The organism is Modestobacter versicolor, from assembly GCF_041028285.1.
Lineage (GTDB): Bacteria > Actinomycetota > Actinomycetes > Mycobacteriales > Geodermatophilaceae > Modestobacter > Modestobacter versicolor_A.
This window is the reverse complement of sequence record NZ_JABGDB010000003.1, coordinates 202,933-216,807: the sequence shown is the minus strand read 5'-3', so window position 1 is coordinate 216,807 and position 13,875 is coordinate 202,933. Positions and strand designations below refer to the sequence as shown.

The following is a 13,875-nucleotide window of genomic DNA, read 5'->3' as shown; positions in this document are numbered from 1 at the left end:
TTTCGCGCGCCTTTGCGTGGGTGGTTTCGCGCGTCTATGCACACGCGGTTTCGCGCGCTTATGCGCTGTGGTTCCGCGCGCCTTGGCGCGGGGTGGGTCCGCGGCTGGGCGTGGGAGGCGGGTCAGGCGGGGAGGAGGAGGGTGGCGTAGAGGGTCAGGCCGGGGCCGAAGGCCATCGCGACCACCGGGCCGTCGACGTCGCCGAGCTCCTCGAGCACCAGCAGCACGGTCGCCGACGAGCAGTTGCCGTGCTCGGCCAGCACCCGCCGCGAGGCGCCCAGCTGCTCCTCGGCCAGTCCCAGCTCGTCCCGGACGACGTCCAGGATCCGCGGGCCGCCCGGGTGCACCGCCCAGCCGGCGACGTCCTCGATCCGCAGCCCCGCCCCGCTGAGCAGCTCGTCGACGACCCCGCCCACGTGCCGGCCCAGCACGTCGGGCACCCGCGGCGACAGCCCCATCCGGAAGCCCAGGTCGGTGACGTCCCAGGTCATGTGGTCGGCGGTGGCGTGGTCGGTGCGGGCGACCATCCCGGCCACCCGCCGGCCACGCCCGGCGCCGGGCTCCAGCACCACCGCGGCGGCGGCGTCGCTGAACAGCGCGTGGGTGACCACCTGCTCCAGGTCGGCGACGGCCGGCTGCACGTGCAGGCTGGTGAGCTCCAGGCACAGCAGGACCGCCGGACGGGACCGGGCCGTCACGAAGTCGCTGACCGCGGCGATGCCGGGCAGCGCGGCGTAGCAGCCCATGTGGCCGATGAGCAGCCGCTGCAGGCCCAGCGGCATGCCCAGGTCGCTGGCCAGCCGGATGTCCAGGCCGGGGGTGGCGTAGCCGGTGCAGGTGGCGACGGCGAACAGCCCGACCTCCCCGGGCGCCAGCCCGGCGGCGTCCAGCGCCCCGGCAACGGCCTGCTTGCCCAGCGGCAGCGCCTCGGTGACGTACCGCTCCATCCGGGCGCCGGTGCCCCAGCCGGAGATGTCCTCGTCGACCGGGTTGACCACGGCGTGCCGCCGCTGCGCCCCGGCGGCCTTGAACACGCGCTCGGCGGCCCGCACCCCGGCGTACTTCTCGGCGAAGTAACCGGCCCAGACGTCGGCCTGCTCGTAGGTGGCCGGGAGCGCGTGCCCCGCACCGGTGACGACCGCCGCCGTCACCAGCCCGTTCCCTGCACGATCGCCCCGCGGGACCTCGAGTCGGTCATGCCCCGACCGTACGTGCGGGGTGCGCGGCGCGCCGCTCGGCGGGGCACCACGGACCTCAGGGGCGCCGGGTCCCGTACCCCGCGAAGACGACGGCGGTCGACCGGGTCGGCAGCATCCGGACGACGTCGCGCCGCCCGCGCCGCCAGGCCAGCAGGTCGCGCACCGAGGGCCGCAGCCCGACCAGCCGCAGGTCCAGCCCGGCGGCGTCGGCGGCCGCGAGCAGGCGGCGCCGGTCGACGAACAGCGCCGGATCGTGGATGCCGGGGGGCGGTCCGCCGGGCACGTGCTCCCCGATGGTCACCATCAGCAGCGCGCACAGCCGGGTGTCGGCCAGCGCGTCGATGACCAGGGTGCCGCCGGGCTTGAGCAGCCGGGCGCACTCGGCGATCACCAGGGTGTCGTCGGCGACGTGCTCGAGCACCTCTCCGGCCACCACGACGTCGGCGCACCGGTCGGCCAGCGGCACCGCCAGCACCGAGCCGCGCACCGGCGTGACCCCGTGCTCACGGGCGACCCGCAGCCCGGCAGCCCCGAGGTCCACCCCGACGTGCCGGTAGCCGAGCCGGGCCACGTGCGGCGCCATCAGCCCGCCGCCGCAGGCCAGGTCGACCAGCAGCGCCCCGGGGCCGGTCGCCGGTGGCACGTGCTCGGCCCGGGAGGCGGCCAGCCAGTGCAGCGCCGCGAACCCGCCCTGCCCCCGCCACCACTCGTCGGCCAGGGCGTCGTACTGCGCCGGGTCGTTGCGCTGCACGGGGCGGACGCTACTTCTTCTTCAGCGGGTCGTGGCCCCAGTTCATCAGCGAGTACCGCCACTTCGACGTCTCGACGTCCTCGTGCTCGGGCTCCTGGGCCAGGTGCCGCTGCACGTACCCGTGCACCTTGCGCATGTGCGCCAGGTCGTCGTCGGTCAGGTCGGCCTTCTTGGTGTGCAGCAGCTCCACGATCCGGCGCCCGGACTCGTGCCCGGTGGACTCGTCGGACCCGCTTCTCTTCTGGCCGACCGCCTGCGACTCGTCGGTGCCCAGCCACTCCTCCAGCTCCCCGGCGGTCATGTTCACCGAGTCGGCGAACTCGCGGCGGGTCGTGTCGGCGTCCTCGGCCATGGGGTCCTCCGGGTGTCGGGTGGTGTCCTGCCCGGGTACCGCAGCGGCATGGTCGGGAAACCGGTGGCCCCCCGCACCACCCGCACGCACCGCGAGCGGGTGGAGCTGAACGCCGCCGCCCGCGGCGAGACGCCGGACCAGGTGCTGGACCGCAACACCAGCGAGCTGCTGCAGGAGCTGCGCGTCGCCATCACCGGCGTGCAGATCCTGTTCGCGTTCCTGCTCACCATGGCCTTCACCGACCGGTTCGCCGACCTCGACGACGTGCAGCTGACCGTCTACACGGTCACCCTGCTGTCGACGGCGCTGGCGACGCTCACCCTGATCGCCCCGGTGTCCTTCCACCGGCTGCTGTTCCGTCGCCGGCAGAAGGCCGCGCTGGTGGCCGTCGCCGACCGGCTGCTGCTGGTCGGGCTGGCCCTGCTGCTGCTGGCGATCACCAGCGCGACGCTGCTGGTGCTGTCCGTCGCGCTGGGCCGTGGCCCGGCCCTCGTCGGCGCGGGGTCCGTCGGGGTGTTCGGCCTCGTGCTCTGGTACGTCGTCCCGCTGCGGCAGCGGCGCCGTGGGGCCGGAGGCGGCGCGGAGCCCGCGCCGTAGGCTCGGCTGCCGTGCCGACCCCCGGGAGCCCGCTGTGTCCGTGACCGTCGTCGGCAGCCTCAACGAGGACGTCGTGGTGACCGTGGACCGGCTGCCCGGGCGCGGGGAGACCGTGATCGGCTCGGCCGTGGCCGTGCTGCCCGGCGGCAAGGGCGCCAACCAGGCCGCCGCCGCCGGCCGGCTGGGCACCGGCGTGCACATGGTCGGCCGGGTGGGCGACGACCCGGCCGCGGGCCGGCAGCTGGCCGCGCTCGCCGACGCCCGGGTCAACGTCGGCCGCGTCCCCCGCACGGCGGGCGTCCCCACCGGGACGGCGACGATCCCGGTGGAGGCCGACGGCGGGGAGAACCTCATCGTGGTGGTGCCCGGCGCCAACGCCGAGCTGACCCCGGACGACGTCGACGTGGACTCGGTGCACCGGGCCGGGGTGCTGCTGCTGCAGCTGGAGACCCCGCTGGGGACCGTGCAGGCCGCGGCCGCCGCGACCCGCGGCACCGTCGTGCTGAACCCGGCGCCGGCCCGGCCGCTGCCGGCCGAGCTGCTCGGCCTGGTCGACGTCCTCGTGCCCAACGAGCACGAGCTGCGCCGGCTGGCCGGCGAGCCGGACGGCGACCCGGCGCCGGCCGCGCTGGCCGCGCTGGCCCGGGGGCTGGCGGCCCGCTCGGTCGTGGTGACCCTGGGCGAGCGCGGCGCGCTGGTCGTGCCGGCCGACGGGCCGGTGCTGCTGCAGGCGCCGCCACCGGTCGAGCCGGTCGACACCACGGGGGCCGGCGACTGCTTCTGCGGCGCGCTGAGCAGCGCGCTGGACCGCGGGGAGCCGCTGGCCGCGGCGGTGCGCTACGCGGTGACCGCGGCGGCGCTGTCGACGACCGGTGCCGGGGCCCGCGGCGCGCTGCCCGACGACGATGCGGTGCAGGCCCTCCTCCCGCGGACCCCGGCGGCCGACCCCGTCGGCTGAGGGTTGCCCGGCCCGCCGTGGGGGCAGGGACCGCCCATGACCGAGAGCGCATCGAGCACACCGCACACCGACGAGCCGGCCGAGGGCGCCGAGGCCCCGGGCCAGGAGGACAGCGGCCGCACCCCGCACACCGACGAGCCCGCCGAGGGCTCGGAGGAAGCGGCCGCGGAGGGCGTGGACCCGGACAACCGGATCAGCGGCGCCTGAGCGTCCTGCGTGCGCCGGGCGGCGCGGGCCGCCCGGCGGCGGGGCTCAGGGGATCGACGCCGCGGCCGGCGTGGCCGCCGGCACCTCGTCGGGTGTCCGGCTGCCCCAGCCGCTGCGCCGCCGGCGGGCCGAGACCACCCGGCAGACCAGGTAGATGGCGAAGCTGATCGTGGTCACGAACGGGCTGATCGGGATGCTGCTGCCCAGCGCGAGCAGGATGCCGCCGACGGCGGAGACCACGGCGAACACCGTGCTCAGCACCGGGGCGAGCACCGGCGAGGCGGTGACCCGGAAGGCCGCGGCGGCCGGGGTGACCAGCAGGGAGAGCACCAGCAGCGCCCCGACCACCTGCACGGCCAGCGACACCGCCAGGCCCAGCAGGAGGGTGAAGGCCACCGACAGCGCGCCGGCCGGCAGCCCGCGGGCAGCGGCGACCTCCGGGTCGACGCTGATGAACATCAGCGGCCGCCAGAGCACGGCCATCCCGACCAGCACGACGACCGAGACCCCGACCAGCCAGCCCAGCCGCACCGTGTCGACGGCAACGATCTGGCCGGTGAGCAGCCCGAACTTGTTCGCCGCCCGGCCGTCGTAGAGGGACAGGAACAGCACGCCCAGGCCGAGGCCGAAGGGCATCAGCACGCCGATCACCGAGTTGCGGTCCCGCGCGCGCACGCCGAGCCCGCCGATCAGGGCCGCCGCCAGCACCGAGCCGAGCACCGAGCCGAGCGCGACGCTGCCGCCCAGCAGGAGGGCCGCGGCGGCGCCGGCGAAGGAGAGCTCGCTGATCCCGTGCACCGCGAACTGCATGTCCCGCACCTGCACGAACACCCCGACCAGCCCGCCGACGACGCCCAGCAGCGCCGCGGCGATCAGCGAGTTCTCGACCAGCCCGAGCAGTGCGCCGTAGTCCTCGAAGTCGAACAGGCCCTCCATCAGGCCGCCCCGCTCGTGCGCTGCTGGGCGGTCTCGGGGGTCAGGTCGTGGTGCGAGCAGCCGCCGGGCTCGTCCGGGGTGCCGACGACGACCACCCGGCCGCGGACGTTGAGCACGTCGACCGGCGTCCGGTAGAGGTCGCTGAGGGTGGCGGAGGTGAGCACCTCCGACGGCGGGCCGATCCGGTGGCCGCCGTTGGCGATGTAGAGCACCCGGTCGACCAGGTCGAGCACCGGGTTGATCTCGTGGGTGACGAAGACGACCGCCGTGTCGTGGTCCCGGCGGCGGCGGTCGATCATGGCCGCGACCGCCCGCTGGTGCCGCAGGTCCAGCGAGAGCAGCGGCTCGTCGCAGAGCAGCAGGTCGGGGTCGGTGGCCAGCGCCTGGGCGATCCGCACGCGCTGCTGCTCGCCACCGGACAGCAGGCCGATCGGGGCGTCGGCGTAGCCGGTGGCGCCCACGGCCTCCAGCGCGTCGGCCACCCGCCGGCGCTCCGCCGCAGTGCGCCGGCGCAGGCCCCAGCGGTGCCCGTCGATGCCCAGCGCCACCAGGTCGCGGGCGCGCAGCGGGGTGGCGGCGTCCAGCGACTTCTGCTGCGGCACGTAACCGACCCGGTCGCTGCCCCGGCCGCTCCCCCGGCCGCCGATGAGCAGCTGGCCGCTGGTCAGCGGCTGCTGCCCCAGCACCGCCTTGAGCAGCGTCGACTTCCCGGCGCCGTTCGGGCCGAGCACCGCGAGGAACTCCCCGGGCTGCAGCTCCAGGTCCAGACCGCTCCACAGCACCCGCGCGCCGAAGGACATGCCGGCGGCACGCAGGGTCAGCACGGGGCCGGAGGCGGGGCTGTTCATCGCCCCCGACGATCTCACGCCCCGGACGGTGGCGACGACCGTGCGGCGTCCCCGGCCGACGGCGGGAGTGACCGACGTCTCGTCGCCCGACCGGGTGTTCATGCGTCCGGGGCTGTTCCTGGGCCTCTGAGCAGGGGGAAGCTGTCCCTCATGCAGGACGACGACCGCCGGCCCCCGTTGGACGACGACAGCGCGCAGCGCCCCGACGGCGCGGGCGCGCGTGAGGAGCAGACCCCGCTGGTCCGGATGCTCGCCAACCCCCGGCGGATCCGCCGCGCCTGACCTGCCCCGGCAGCCCCGCAGCGGCCGCCGGCGGATGCCCCAGGTGCACCACCGACACCCGCCGTCCCGGTGTTCGTCCTGCGTAACGGCCTGGTCGCGATGCACCCCGGCGGACCCGGCGTGCCGCGAACCCCTCCGTCACGGTGTGCTGCACCATCGGCCGCGTGACTGCCGCAGCTCTCTCCCTGCACCTGACCGAGGACGGGTCCGCACCGGCCCGCCGCTCCCGCGCAGAGCGCCAGGAGATCGTCCTGGACACCGCCGAGCGGCTGTTCTCGGCCCGCAGCTCGCGCAGCGTCGGGATGGACGAGCTCGTCCGCGAGACCGGCCTGGGCAAGATGACGGTGTACCGGCTCTTCAAGAGCAAGGACGACCTCGTCGGTGCCTACCTGTCCCGCAAGGCGGCCACCGTGCTCGCCTACATCGACGCCGATCTCGCGCGCCTGCAGGACGACCCGCGCGCCGCGCTGATGTCCGTGGTGGACGCGGTGGAGAAGGACGTCACCCGCACCGGCTTCCGCGGCTGCCCCTTCACCAACGTCAGCAGCGAGTACGACGACCCGCAGCACCCCGCCCGCAGCGCCGCCGCCGACTACAAGTTCGAGCTGCACTCCCGGCTCGAGGGCCTGGCCGACCAGCTGGTCCCCGGCCACGGTGAGGACCTGGCCGCCCAGGTGCACCTGATCATCGACGGCATGTACCTCTCCGGCGGGCTGCTGGGCCCCGACGGCCCCGCCTCGCACGGCCGCCAGCTCGCCGAGCGGCTCATCGACGCGGCGATCGTCGGCGCCCCTGCCGCCGTCCGGGAGCGCGCCTCGGCCTGACCCCGCCCCGACTCCGGCTGCGGGCGGGCGCCGCCCCCCGCAGGATCGACCCGTGACCGACCGCTCCCGCCCCGACCTCGACGACGACACCGTCACCGCCCTCGGCACGCTGTCCGAGGCGCTGGAGACCGTCGAGCAGGCCCGTGGCCTGCTGTACGGCTTCCACCAGCTCACCGGCAAGGCCGACCTGCTGCTCCAGGACGCGGTGCAGCAGTTCCGCGACGCCGGGCACACCCAGCTCGCCGACGACCTCGAACGCGACCTCGTCGGCCGCAACGTCATCGCCGACCGCTGGACCTTCCAGGTCGTCGAGGACTACGACGCGCACTACTGGACGACGTTCCGCGCCTTCGACCAGCGCGCCCGGGACGAGCACGCCGGCGGCGACCGTCACGTCCTGGAGGCCCGGATGAAGCAGCGCGAGCGCACCGCCGGTCACCCCCGCCACGAGGCCGGTCCCGCGCTGTCGGACTGAGCGGCCCGGTCGCCGTCCCGCCCGGTCGTCCGTGGAGGCGTACCGGGGCGGAAGTCGGGCATGCACGGGTCATGAGCGAACCGACCGGCAGCGGCTACCACGACTCCCCCGCCACCTCCGACCCCGACGGCGACCTGGTCGACGGCACGCCCGGGCACGACCGCGGCGACGGTGGTGAGGCCGACACCGTGCTGACCACCGACGACGAGGCCCAGAGCGACGACTCGGTCACCCGCCCCGGCAACGTCTGAGCCGGTCCCCGCCGGGGACCGGCTAGATCCAGCCGTGCCGGCGGGCGACCTCCACGGCCGCGTGCCGGTTGGTCGCGCCGAGCTTGGTGGCGGCGGCGGACAGGTAGTTGCGGACCGTCCCCGGTGAGAGGTGCGCCCGCGCGGCGATCTCCTCCACCGGGGCCCCGCCGGCGGCCAGCTCGAGCACGTCGGCCTCGCGCGGCGTCAGCGGGCTGTCCCCGGCGCTGATCGCCTCGGCGGCGAGCTCCGGGTCGACGTACCGGCCGCCGCGGTGGACGGTGCGCACCACCTCGCTGAGCACCGCGGCGCTCACCGTCTTGGGCAGGAACCCCCGCACCCCGGCCTCCAGCGCCCGCTTGAGGTGACCCGGCCGGCCGTGGCCGGTGACGATGACCAGGCCGCAGCCGGGCAGCACGGTGGCCAGCTCGCCGGCGACGCTGATCCCGTCCCGGTCGGGCATCTGCAGGTCCAGGACGGCGACGTCAGGGGTGTGCGCGCGGGCCATCGCCAGCGCCTCGGCACCGGAGGAGGCCTGGGCCACCACCTCGACGTCGTCCTCGAGGCCCAGCAGGGCGGCGAACGCCGAGCGCACCAGGTTCTCGTCGTCGGCCAGCAGCACCCGGATCACGCCGCACCCCCGGCGGGCAGCGTGGCCGTGACGGAGAACCGGTCGCCGTCCCGGACCGCCAGCAGCGTCCCGCCCGCGCCGGCCAGCCGCTCGCGCAACCCGGCCAGCCCGCTCCCGCCCGTGCCGGCGGCGCCCTCGGGCACCCCGTCGTTGACCACGGTCAGCCGCACCTCTCCCCCAGCCCGGTCCAGCGCGATCGTGCAGTCGGCCGCGTCGCTGTGCCGCAGCACGTTGGTCACCGCCTCGCGCACCACCCAGCCGAGCGCCGTCTGCACCTGCTCGGTCAGCGCGGACGCGCCGTCCTCCCCGCGCACGGTGCACGCCACCCCGGCCGCGCGCAGCACGGACCGCGCCCCGGCCAGCTCGCTGGTGAGGTCGGTGCTGCGGTAGCCGCGGACCACCTCGCGCACCTCGCGGAGCGACTCCTCGGCGATGCGGCTGATGTCGGCGACCTCGCCGGCGGCCTCCGGGCGGTTGCGGCGCACCAGCTCACCGGCCAGCTGGCTCTTCACCGCGATGGCCGACAGGTTGCGGCCCATCACGTCGTGCAGGTCGCGGGCGAACCGCAGCCGCTCCTCGGCCACCGCGAGCTGCAGCTGCACGCCGCGCGTGCGGTCCATCTCCAGCACCACGTCGAGCACCCACACGCTGAAGCGGAAGGCCAGCACGACGGCGTACACCGTGACGGCGATGACGGTGCCGACCACCGCTGCGGTGACCGCCGTCGACCCGTCGACCGCTGCAGCGGCGCCCGCCAGGACGCCCACGAGGAACGAGGGCCCGGCGAGCTGGCGGCTGCTCCAGATCGTCGTGGCCGCGGTGAGCACCATGCCCAGCGGCAGCCCGACCGACCACGAGGTCGCGGGCGCCGGCTCGCCCCCCGCGCTGAACGCCCAGACGCCGAGGGCGGCGGTGACCGCGGCCGCGCCGAACGCGAGCCCCGGCGTCGCGACCGGGATCCGCTGACCGGTCCGGTGCGCCTGCAGCCCGCGCGACGCCAGGAGGACGGCCGCGACGGCGGTGACGACCGAGCCGACGAGGAACGACCGGACGGCCACCGCCCGGACGTCCTCGACGTCCGAGCCGGTGACGGCGAGGGCGATCAGCGGCAGGCCGGCACCCAGGTAGGTGTAGAAGGACCACCGCGTGTACAGGTCGATCCGCTGCGGGGCGCTGCGGCTCTGCCACCAGCGCGAGACGGTCGGCACGGCGGTCATGCTGCCGTACCGACCGTGCAGCGCCGGGATCAGCGCCGGGATCAGCGCCGGGATCAGCGCCGGGGCGCCCACCGGAACCCCCGGGCGGCGACCCCGCCGACCACGAGCCAGCCGGCCAGCACGGCCAGCGGCAGCGGGGCCGCGGACCAGGCCCCGCCGGCGTCCACGACCTCGCCCTCCCAGGTGCGGCCGGCCAGGCCCAGCTGCAGCAGCTCGATGACCGGGGTGACCGGCAGCAGCCGGGCCACGGTGGCCAGCGCGTCGGGGAAGCCGCTGATCGGGTAGAGCAGGCCGGACAGCGACGTGGTCGCGACCATCAGCGGCAGCGTGGTGATCTGCGCGCTCTCCGGCGTCCGGGTGAACAGGGTGCTGGCGGCCGCCAGCACGGTCATCACCGCGGTGCCGGCCAGGACGGCGACCAGCGGCAGCACGTACTCCACCGGTGCGCTCCACTCGCCCAGCACGGCCACGCCCACCGCGACCAGGACCACCTGGCCCAGCGAGATCAGCAGGCTCGGGACGGCCGTGCCCAGCAGCACCTCGGGACCGGTCAGCTCACCGGTGCGCATCCGCTGCAGCACCAGGTCCTCGCGCCGGGCGACGTAGGTCGCCACCAGGTTGTAGTAGGTCAGGAAGACCAGCGTCACGCCGACGGCGGTGGACAGCAGCTGCGGGCCCAGCGGCACCTCGCCGCCCAGGTCCAGCGCCGGGACGGCGGCCACCAGCAGGAGCGGCAGCAGCACGGAGTTGACGACGGCGGTCCGGTTGCGCAGCAGCAACCGGGTCTCGCCGCGGGCCAGCGCGGCGACCCGGCGGGCGCGGCTCGGGCCGGTGGTGGTCGGGGTGGGGAGGGTGGTGGTCATCGGGGGTGTCCTCTCGGTCTGCGGGGTCAGGCGGACGGGCTGGACTCGGTGCCGGCGGCCACGGCGAGGAAGGCCTGCTCCAGCGAGGCGGCCCGGGCCTCCAGGGCGCGGAGGACGACGTGGTGCTCCGCGGCCCAGGCGAGCAGCTCGGCCAGCACCGGCTGGAGCGCGCGGGTGTGCCACTCGACGCGCGGCCGGGAGCTCACGACCTGCGCCGTGGCCGGCCGCGGCGGCTCGGGTGCGTCGTCGTCCAGGGTGAAGCGGATGGTGGCCGGCTGGGTCTCGGCGATCTCGGCCTGGGTGCCGGCGAGCACGATCTGCCCGGCCCGCAGCACGGCGACCCGGTCGGCCAGCTCCTCGGCCTCCTCGAGGTGGTGGGTGGTGAGCACCACCGCCGCGCCGTCGGCGACCAGGTCGCGGACCAGCTGCCAGACCTGCCGCCGGCTCTCCGGGTCCAACCCGGTGGTCGGCTCGTCGAGCACCACGACCTTCGGCCGGCCGAGCAGCGCGAGCGCCAGGTCCAGCCGGCGGCGCTCGCCGCCGGACAGGGCGCGCACCCGGCGGTCGGCCCGGTCGGCGAGCTGCACCTGGGCCAGCGCCTCCGCCACCGGCCGGGGTGCGGTCAGCGTGCCCGCCCACGTCTCCAGCGTCTCGGCCACGGTGAGGTCGCCGGGCAGGCCGCTGGACTGCAGCAGCACGCCCAGGTGCGGCCGGACCCGGGCCCGCTCGCGCACCGGGTCGGCACCGAGCAGCCGCACGCTGCCGCCGCCGGCCGGGGCCAGCCCCTCCAGGACCTCGAGCGCGGACGTCTTGCCGGCGCCGTTGACGCCGAGCAGCGCGAACACCTCGCCGGGCTGGACCTCGAAGGAGATGCCGCGGACCGCCTCGAAGTCCCCGTAGCTGCGGCGCAGGTCGCGGACCTCGACGGCCGGTGCCGGCCGCGTGGGCGGGAGGGCGGTGGGGGCGGTGGGCTGCACGGGGGGCCTCCTCGGTGCGCCGCCGGCCCCGGGTGGGCCGGTCCTGTCGGACGCACTCCCCACGGTGCCGCTGCCGGCGGCCGGGCACAGGTGCGCCGCTGCACCACTTCCGCGGCCGTCGGCACGGGTCGGCGATGACACGTGTCACGGCCCGCGGGTGCCCCCCGCCTACGCTGGTCCGGTGCCGACCCCCGTCTCCACCGCGCCGCGGGTGCTGGCCGCGGAGAGCTGGACGGCGGCGGAGGCCGCGCACCAGCAGCGGGTGGACGCCTGGGTGGTGCCGCACCAGCAGCGCCGGCGGGACGGCGTCCGGCACCCGGTGTGGGACTTCCTGTTCACCTACTACTCCGAGCCGGCCGGCCGGCTCCGCCGCTGGCACCCCGGCGTCGGGCCGGTGCTCGCCGGCGACGCCGCCCGCACCCGGCTGGGCTGGCCGTTCTACACCGAGGTGGCCGGCGGGGTGACCGTCGACGTCGAGGCGTTCCTGACCAGGCGCAGCGTGGCCGTCGGCTGGGTGCACGGCCTGCTGTCGGCGACGGCGTCCCGCCCGGCCCAGTTCGGCTGCTTCGGCCTGCACGAGTGGGCCATGCTCTACCGCCCCGGCGACGGCGAGGTGCGGCACGAGCAGCTCCCGCTGCGGCTGGGCCAGGCCGGCACCGACGCGGTGGTCGAGTCGCACCGGGTGCAGTGCAGCCACGTCGACGCGTATCGCTTCTTCACCGCCGCCGGCGCCCCGCGCAACACCCTGACCCCGACCCGGGACACCCAGCAGCAGCTGGAGCAACCGGGCTGCCTGCACGCCACGATGGACCTCTACAAGTGGGCCTACAAGCTCAGCCCGGCGGTGCCCGGCGAGCTGCTGGCCGACTGCTTCGCCCTCGCCGCCGACGTCCGCGAGCTGGACATGCGCGCCTCGCCCTACGACCTCGGCGGGCTGGGCTGGACGCCGGTGGCGATCGAGACGCCAGAGGGCAAGGCCGAGTACGTGGCCGCGCAGCGCGGTTTCGCCGCCCGAGGCGCGGCCCTGCGCGGCCGGCTGCTCGACGTCTGCCGGGAGCTGCTCGGCGAGCGGTGACGTCGTACGGTCGCGGGGTGACCTCCACCCGCACCGACCGCTGGCTGCACCTGGACGGGACGACGAACACCCGCGACCTGGGCGGCCTGCCCACGGCCGACGGCGGCGTGACGGCGTTCGGCCGCGTCCTGCGCAGCGACAACCTGCAGACCCTCAGCCCGGACGACGTCCGCACGCTGGTGGAGGAGGTCGGGCTGACCGACGTGGTCGACCTGCGCACCACCGCGGAGGTCCTGCTGGAGGGCCGCAGCCCGCTGCGCGACGTCGACGGGGTCACCCACCGGCACTTCACCCTGCTGCCGGAGCGGGGCATGCGCACCGACGTCTTCGCCGCCGAGGAGTCCGACGAGGAGGTCCGCGCCCAGCTGCCGGCCGGCTGGGTGGAGTCGCTGCTGCCCCGCCAGGTGGCGCCGGGCGACGAGGGCGAGTCCCCCGCCGTCCGCTCCTACCTCGGCTACCTGACCGACGGGACCGACAACGTGCTGGGCGCGCTGCGCACGCTGGCGGACGGCGGGCCCGGTGCGGCGGTCGTGCACTGCGCCGCCGGCAAGGACCGCACCGGCGTCGTCTGCGCGCTGGCGCTGGCCGCGGCCGGGGTGGAGCCCGCGGCGATCGTCGCCGACTACGCCCAGACCGCCGAGGTGATCGACGCCCTGGTCGCGAAGCTGGCCGCCAGCCCGACCTACGCCGAGGACATGACCGGCCGCGACGTCGCGGCGCACACGCCCCGGGCGGAGACGATGCGCCGCGTGCTCGACCTGCTCGACGAGCGCTGGGGCGGGCCGGTCGGCTGGCTCGAGGCCCACGGCTTCGGCGCCGACGAGCAGGCCGCCCTCCGCGCCCGGCTGCGCGCCTAGCGTGCGGGACGACTCGACCCCGCCTCCACACAGGGAGGGCGGGGTCGTCGTGGTGCCTGGTGGCCCCCTCAGCGGGGGCCGTCCGTCAACGCAGGACGTTGCCGAACTGGCTGCTGTTGGCCAGGGTCAGCAGGTCGTCGCGCATGGCGGTGCTGCTGCTGCGGGCGACGGCGGCCGCGAGGGCCCGCCGCGTACGCGACGCCTGCCGACGCTGACGCCAGCTGGAGGTCACGCTGCTCATGTCACTGCCTTCTTCCGGTGGTCCCGAGGGGTTGTTACACCTGCATTAAACCAGGCACAGCGACAGGTATTCCATCGGATCGCAGGGCGTGTCGCTCAAGTTGCCGACGGATTCACCACTCGGAGGGGGTGGCGGCCATGGATGCTTCACCTCTTGGACACCCGACGAGTGGTCCACCTCACTCCTCTCCGCGATCACCCGGGCACCCGCCGTCACCCCTGAGGCGAAGATGGCCATGTCGGCCGTCGCGCCGAGGGCGAAGATGGCCATGTTCGCCCTCGTCCGCGGGTCGGGACGGCCGTGGACGTGGCGGAGCCCCGCGGGTCGGGTGACCTGC

Annotated in this window: 20 protein-coding genes; 9 read left to right on the top strand and 11 right to left on the bottom strand. The window is 75.8% G+C overall.

Annotated features, from left to right (window positions below):
- Positions 1–122: 122 nt before the first annotated feature.
- The 3 genes from HL054_RS12315 to HL054_RS12305 all read right to left on the bottom strand — a co-directional run bounded on the left by HL054_RS12315 (position 123) and on the right by HL054_RS12305 (position 2,302).
- Positions 123–1,151 carry a type III polyketide synthase gene (locus HL054_RS12315; protein WP_369139302.1) on the bottom strand — a complete coding sequence of 343 codons (1,029 nt, stop codon included), beginning with the start codon at positions 1,149–1,151 and terminating at the stop codon, positions 123–125.
- Positions 1,152–1,254: 103 nt separating this feature from the next.
- Positions 1,255–1,950, bottom strand: coding sequence for a methyltransferase domain-containing protein (locus HL054_RS12310; protein WP_369139301.1), 696 nt, complete (start codon positions 1,948–1,950; stop codon positions 1,255–1,257).
- Between the two features lie 10 nt (positions 1,951–1,960).
- Positions 1,961–2,302 (bottom strand): DUF3140 domain-containing protein, encoded by a 342-nt coding sequence (locus HL054_RS12305; protein WP_369139300.1) that lies wholly within the window; start codon positions 2,300–2,302, stop codon positions 1,961–1,963.
- A 48-nt stretch (positions 2,303–2,350) separates the two neighbouring features.
- Here HL054_RS12305 and HL054_RS12300 point away from each other — a divergent pair, with 48 nt between their 5' ends.
- Genes HL054_RS12300 through HL054_RS12290 form a run of 3 tightly spaced genes read left to right on the top strand, consistent with a single transcriptional unit; the run spans position 2,351 to position 4,064 of the window.
- Positions 2,351–2,899 carry a DUF6328 family protein gene (locus HL054_RS12300; protein WP_369139299.1) on the top strand — a complete coding sequence of 183 codons (549 nt, stop codon included), beginning with the start codon at positions 2,351–2,353 and terminating at the stop codon, positions 2,897–2,899.
- 34 nt (positions 2,900–2,933) lie between these two features.
- Positions 2,934–3,857, top strand: coding sequence for a ribokinase (locus HL054_RS12295; RefSeq protein ID WP_369139298.1), 924 nt, complete (start codon positions 2,934–2,936; stop codon positions 3,855–3,857).
- A gap of 36 nt (positions 3,858–3,893) precedes the next feature.
- A complete protein-coding gene (locus HL054_RS12290; protein WP_369139297.1) occupies positions 3,894–4,064 on the top strand; it encodes a hypothetical protein in 171 nt (56 codons plus the stop codon).
- 45 nt (positions 4,065–4,109) lie between these two features.
- On the opposite strand, the gene HL054_RS12285 is transcribed toward HL054_RS12290, so the two are convergent.
- On the bottom strand, positions 4,110–5,000 hold the full coding sequence (locus HL054_RS12285) for a metal ABC transporter permease (protein ID WP_369139296.1): 891 nt from the start codon (positions 4,998–5,000) through the stop codon (positions 4,110–4,112).
- The gene (locus HL054_RS12280; RefSeq protein WP_369139295.1) at positions 5,000–5,848 is read right to left on the bottom strand and encodes a metal ABC transporter ATP-binding protein; all 849 of its coding nucleotides are present in this window, start codon (positions 5,846–5,848) and stop codon (positions 5,000–5,002) included. The genes HL054_RS12285 and HL054_RS12280 overlap by 1 nt, the downstream gene beginning before the upstream one ends.
- A gap of 150 nt (positions 5,849–5,998) precedes the next feature.
- On the opposite strand from HL054_RS12280, the gene HL054_RS12275 reads away from it, so the two are divergent.
- The 4 genes from HL054_RS12275 (at position 5,999) to HL054_RS12260 (ending at position 7,680) form a co-directional block, all read left to right on the top strand.
- Positions 5,999–6,130 carry a hypothetical protein gene (locus tag HL054_RS12275; RefSeq protein WP_369139294.1) on the top strand — a complete coding sequence of 44 codons (132 nt, stop codon included), beginning with the start codon at positions 5,999–6,001 and terminating at the stop codon, positions 6,128–6,130.
- 164 nt (positions 6,131–6,294) lie between these two features.
- Positions 6,295–6,954: a TetR/AcrR family transcriptional regulator gene (locus tag HL054_RS12270; protein WP_369139293.1), complete on the top strand. Its 660-nt coding sequence runs from the start codon at positions 6,295–6,297 to the stop codon at positions 6,952–6,954.
- A gap of 52 nt (positions 6,955–7,006) precedes the next feature.
- On the top strand, positions 7,007–7,429 hold the full coding sequence (locus tag HL054_RS12265; protein ID WP_369139292.1) for a hypothetical protein: 423 nt from the start codon (positions 7,007–7,009) through the stop codon (positions 7,427–7,429).
- Between the two features lie 71 nt (positions 7,430–7,500).
- Positions 7,501–7,680 carry a hypothetical protein gene (locus HL054_RS12260; protein ID WP_369139291.1) on the top strand — a complete coding sequence of 60 codons (180 nt, stop codon included), beginning with the start codon at positions 7,501–7,503 and terminating at the stop codon, positions 7,678–7,680.
- 22 nt (positions 7,681–7,702) lie between these two features.
- Here HL054_RS12260 and HL054_RS12255 read toward each other — a convergent pair whose 3' ends face one another.
- Genes HL054_RS12255 through HL054_RS12240 form a run of 4 tightly spaced genes read right to left on the bottom strand, consistent with a single transcriptional unit; the run spans position 7,703 to position 11,365 of the window.
- Positions 7,703–8,308, bottom strand: a complete 606-nt coding sequence (locus tag HL054_RS12255) for a response regulator transcription factor (protein WP_369139290.1) — start codon at positions 8,306–8,308, stop codon at positions 7,703–7,705.
- A complete protein-coding gene (locus HL054_RS12250) occupies positions 8,305–9,597 on the bottom strand; it encodes a sensor histidine kinase (protein WP_369139289.1) in 1,293 nt (430 codons plus the stop codon). Before HL054_RS12250 ends, HL054_RS12255 begins: the two co-directional genes overlap by 4 nt.
- The gene (locus HL054_RS12245; protein ID WP_369139288.1) at positions 9,579–10,388 is read right to left on the bottom strand and encodes an ABC transporter permease; all 810 of its coding nucleotides are present in this window, start codon (positions 10,386–10,388) and stop codon (positions 9,579–9,581) included. The genes HL054_RS12250 and HL054_RS12245 overlap by 19 nt, the downstream gene beginning before the upstream one ends.
- A 26-nt stretch (positions 10,389–10,414) precedes the next feature.
- Entirely contained in the window at positions 10,415–11,365 is a 951-nt protein-coding gene (locus HL054_RS12240; RefSeq protein ID WP_369139287.1) for an ABC transporter ATP-binding protein, read from the bottom strand.
- A 181-nt stretch (positions 11,366–11,546) separates the two neighbouring features.
- On the opposite strand from HL054_RS12240, the gene HL054_RS12235 reads away from it, so the two are divergent.
- Both HL054_RS12235 and HL054_RS12230 read left to right on the top strand, forming a co-directional pair.
- Positions 11,547–12,440, top strand: coding sequence for a 3-methyladenine DNA glycosylase (locus HL054_RS12235; protein ID WP_369139286.1), 894 nt, complete (start codon positions 11,547–11,549; stop codon positions 12,438–12,440).
- Positions 12,441–12,457: 17 nt separating this feature from the next.
- Entirely contained in the window at positions 12,458–13,297 is an 840-nt protein-coding gene (locus HL054_RS12230) for a tyrosine-protein phosphatase (protein ID WP_369139285.1), read from the top strand.
- A gap of 85 nt (positions 13,298–13,382) precedes the next feature.
- Here the strand turns inward: HL054_RS12230 and HL054_RS12225 are convergent, their stop codons facing one another.
- Positions 13,383–13,538, bottom strand: coding sequence for a hypothetical protein (locus HL054_RS12225; RefSeq protein ID WP_369139284.1), 156 nt, complete (start codon positions 13,536–13,538; stop codon positions 13,383–13,385).
- A 45-nt stretch (positions 13,539–13,583) separates the two neighbouring features.
- On the bottom strand, positions 13,584–13,808 hold the full coding sequence (locus HL054_RS12220) for a hypothetical protein (RefSeq protein WP_369139283.1): 225 nt from the start codon (positions 13,806–13,808) through the stop codon (positions 13,584–13,586).
- Positions 13,809–13,875 lie beyond the last annotated feature (67 nt).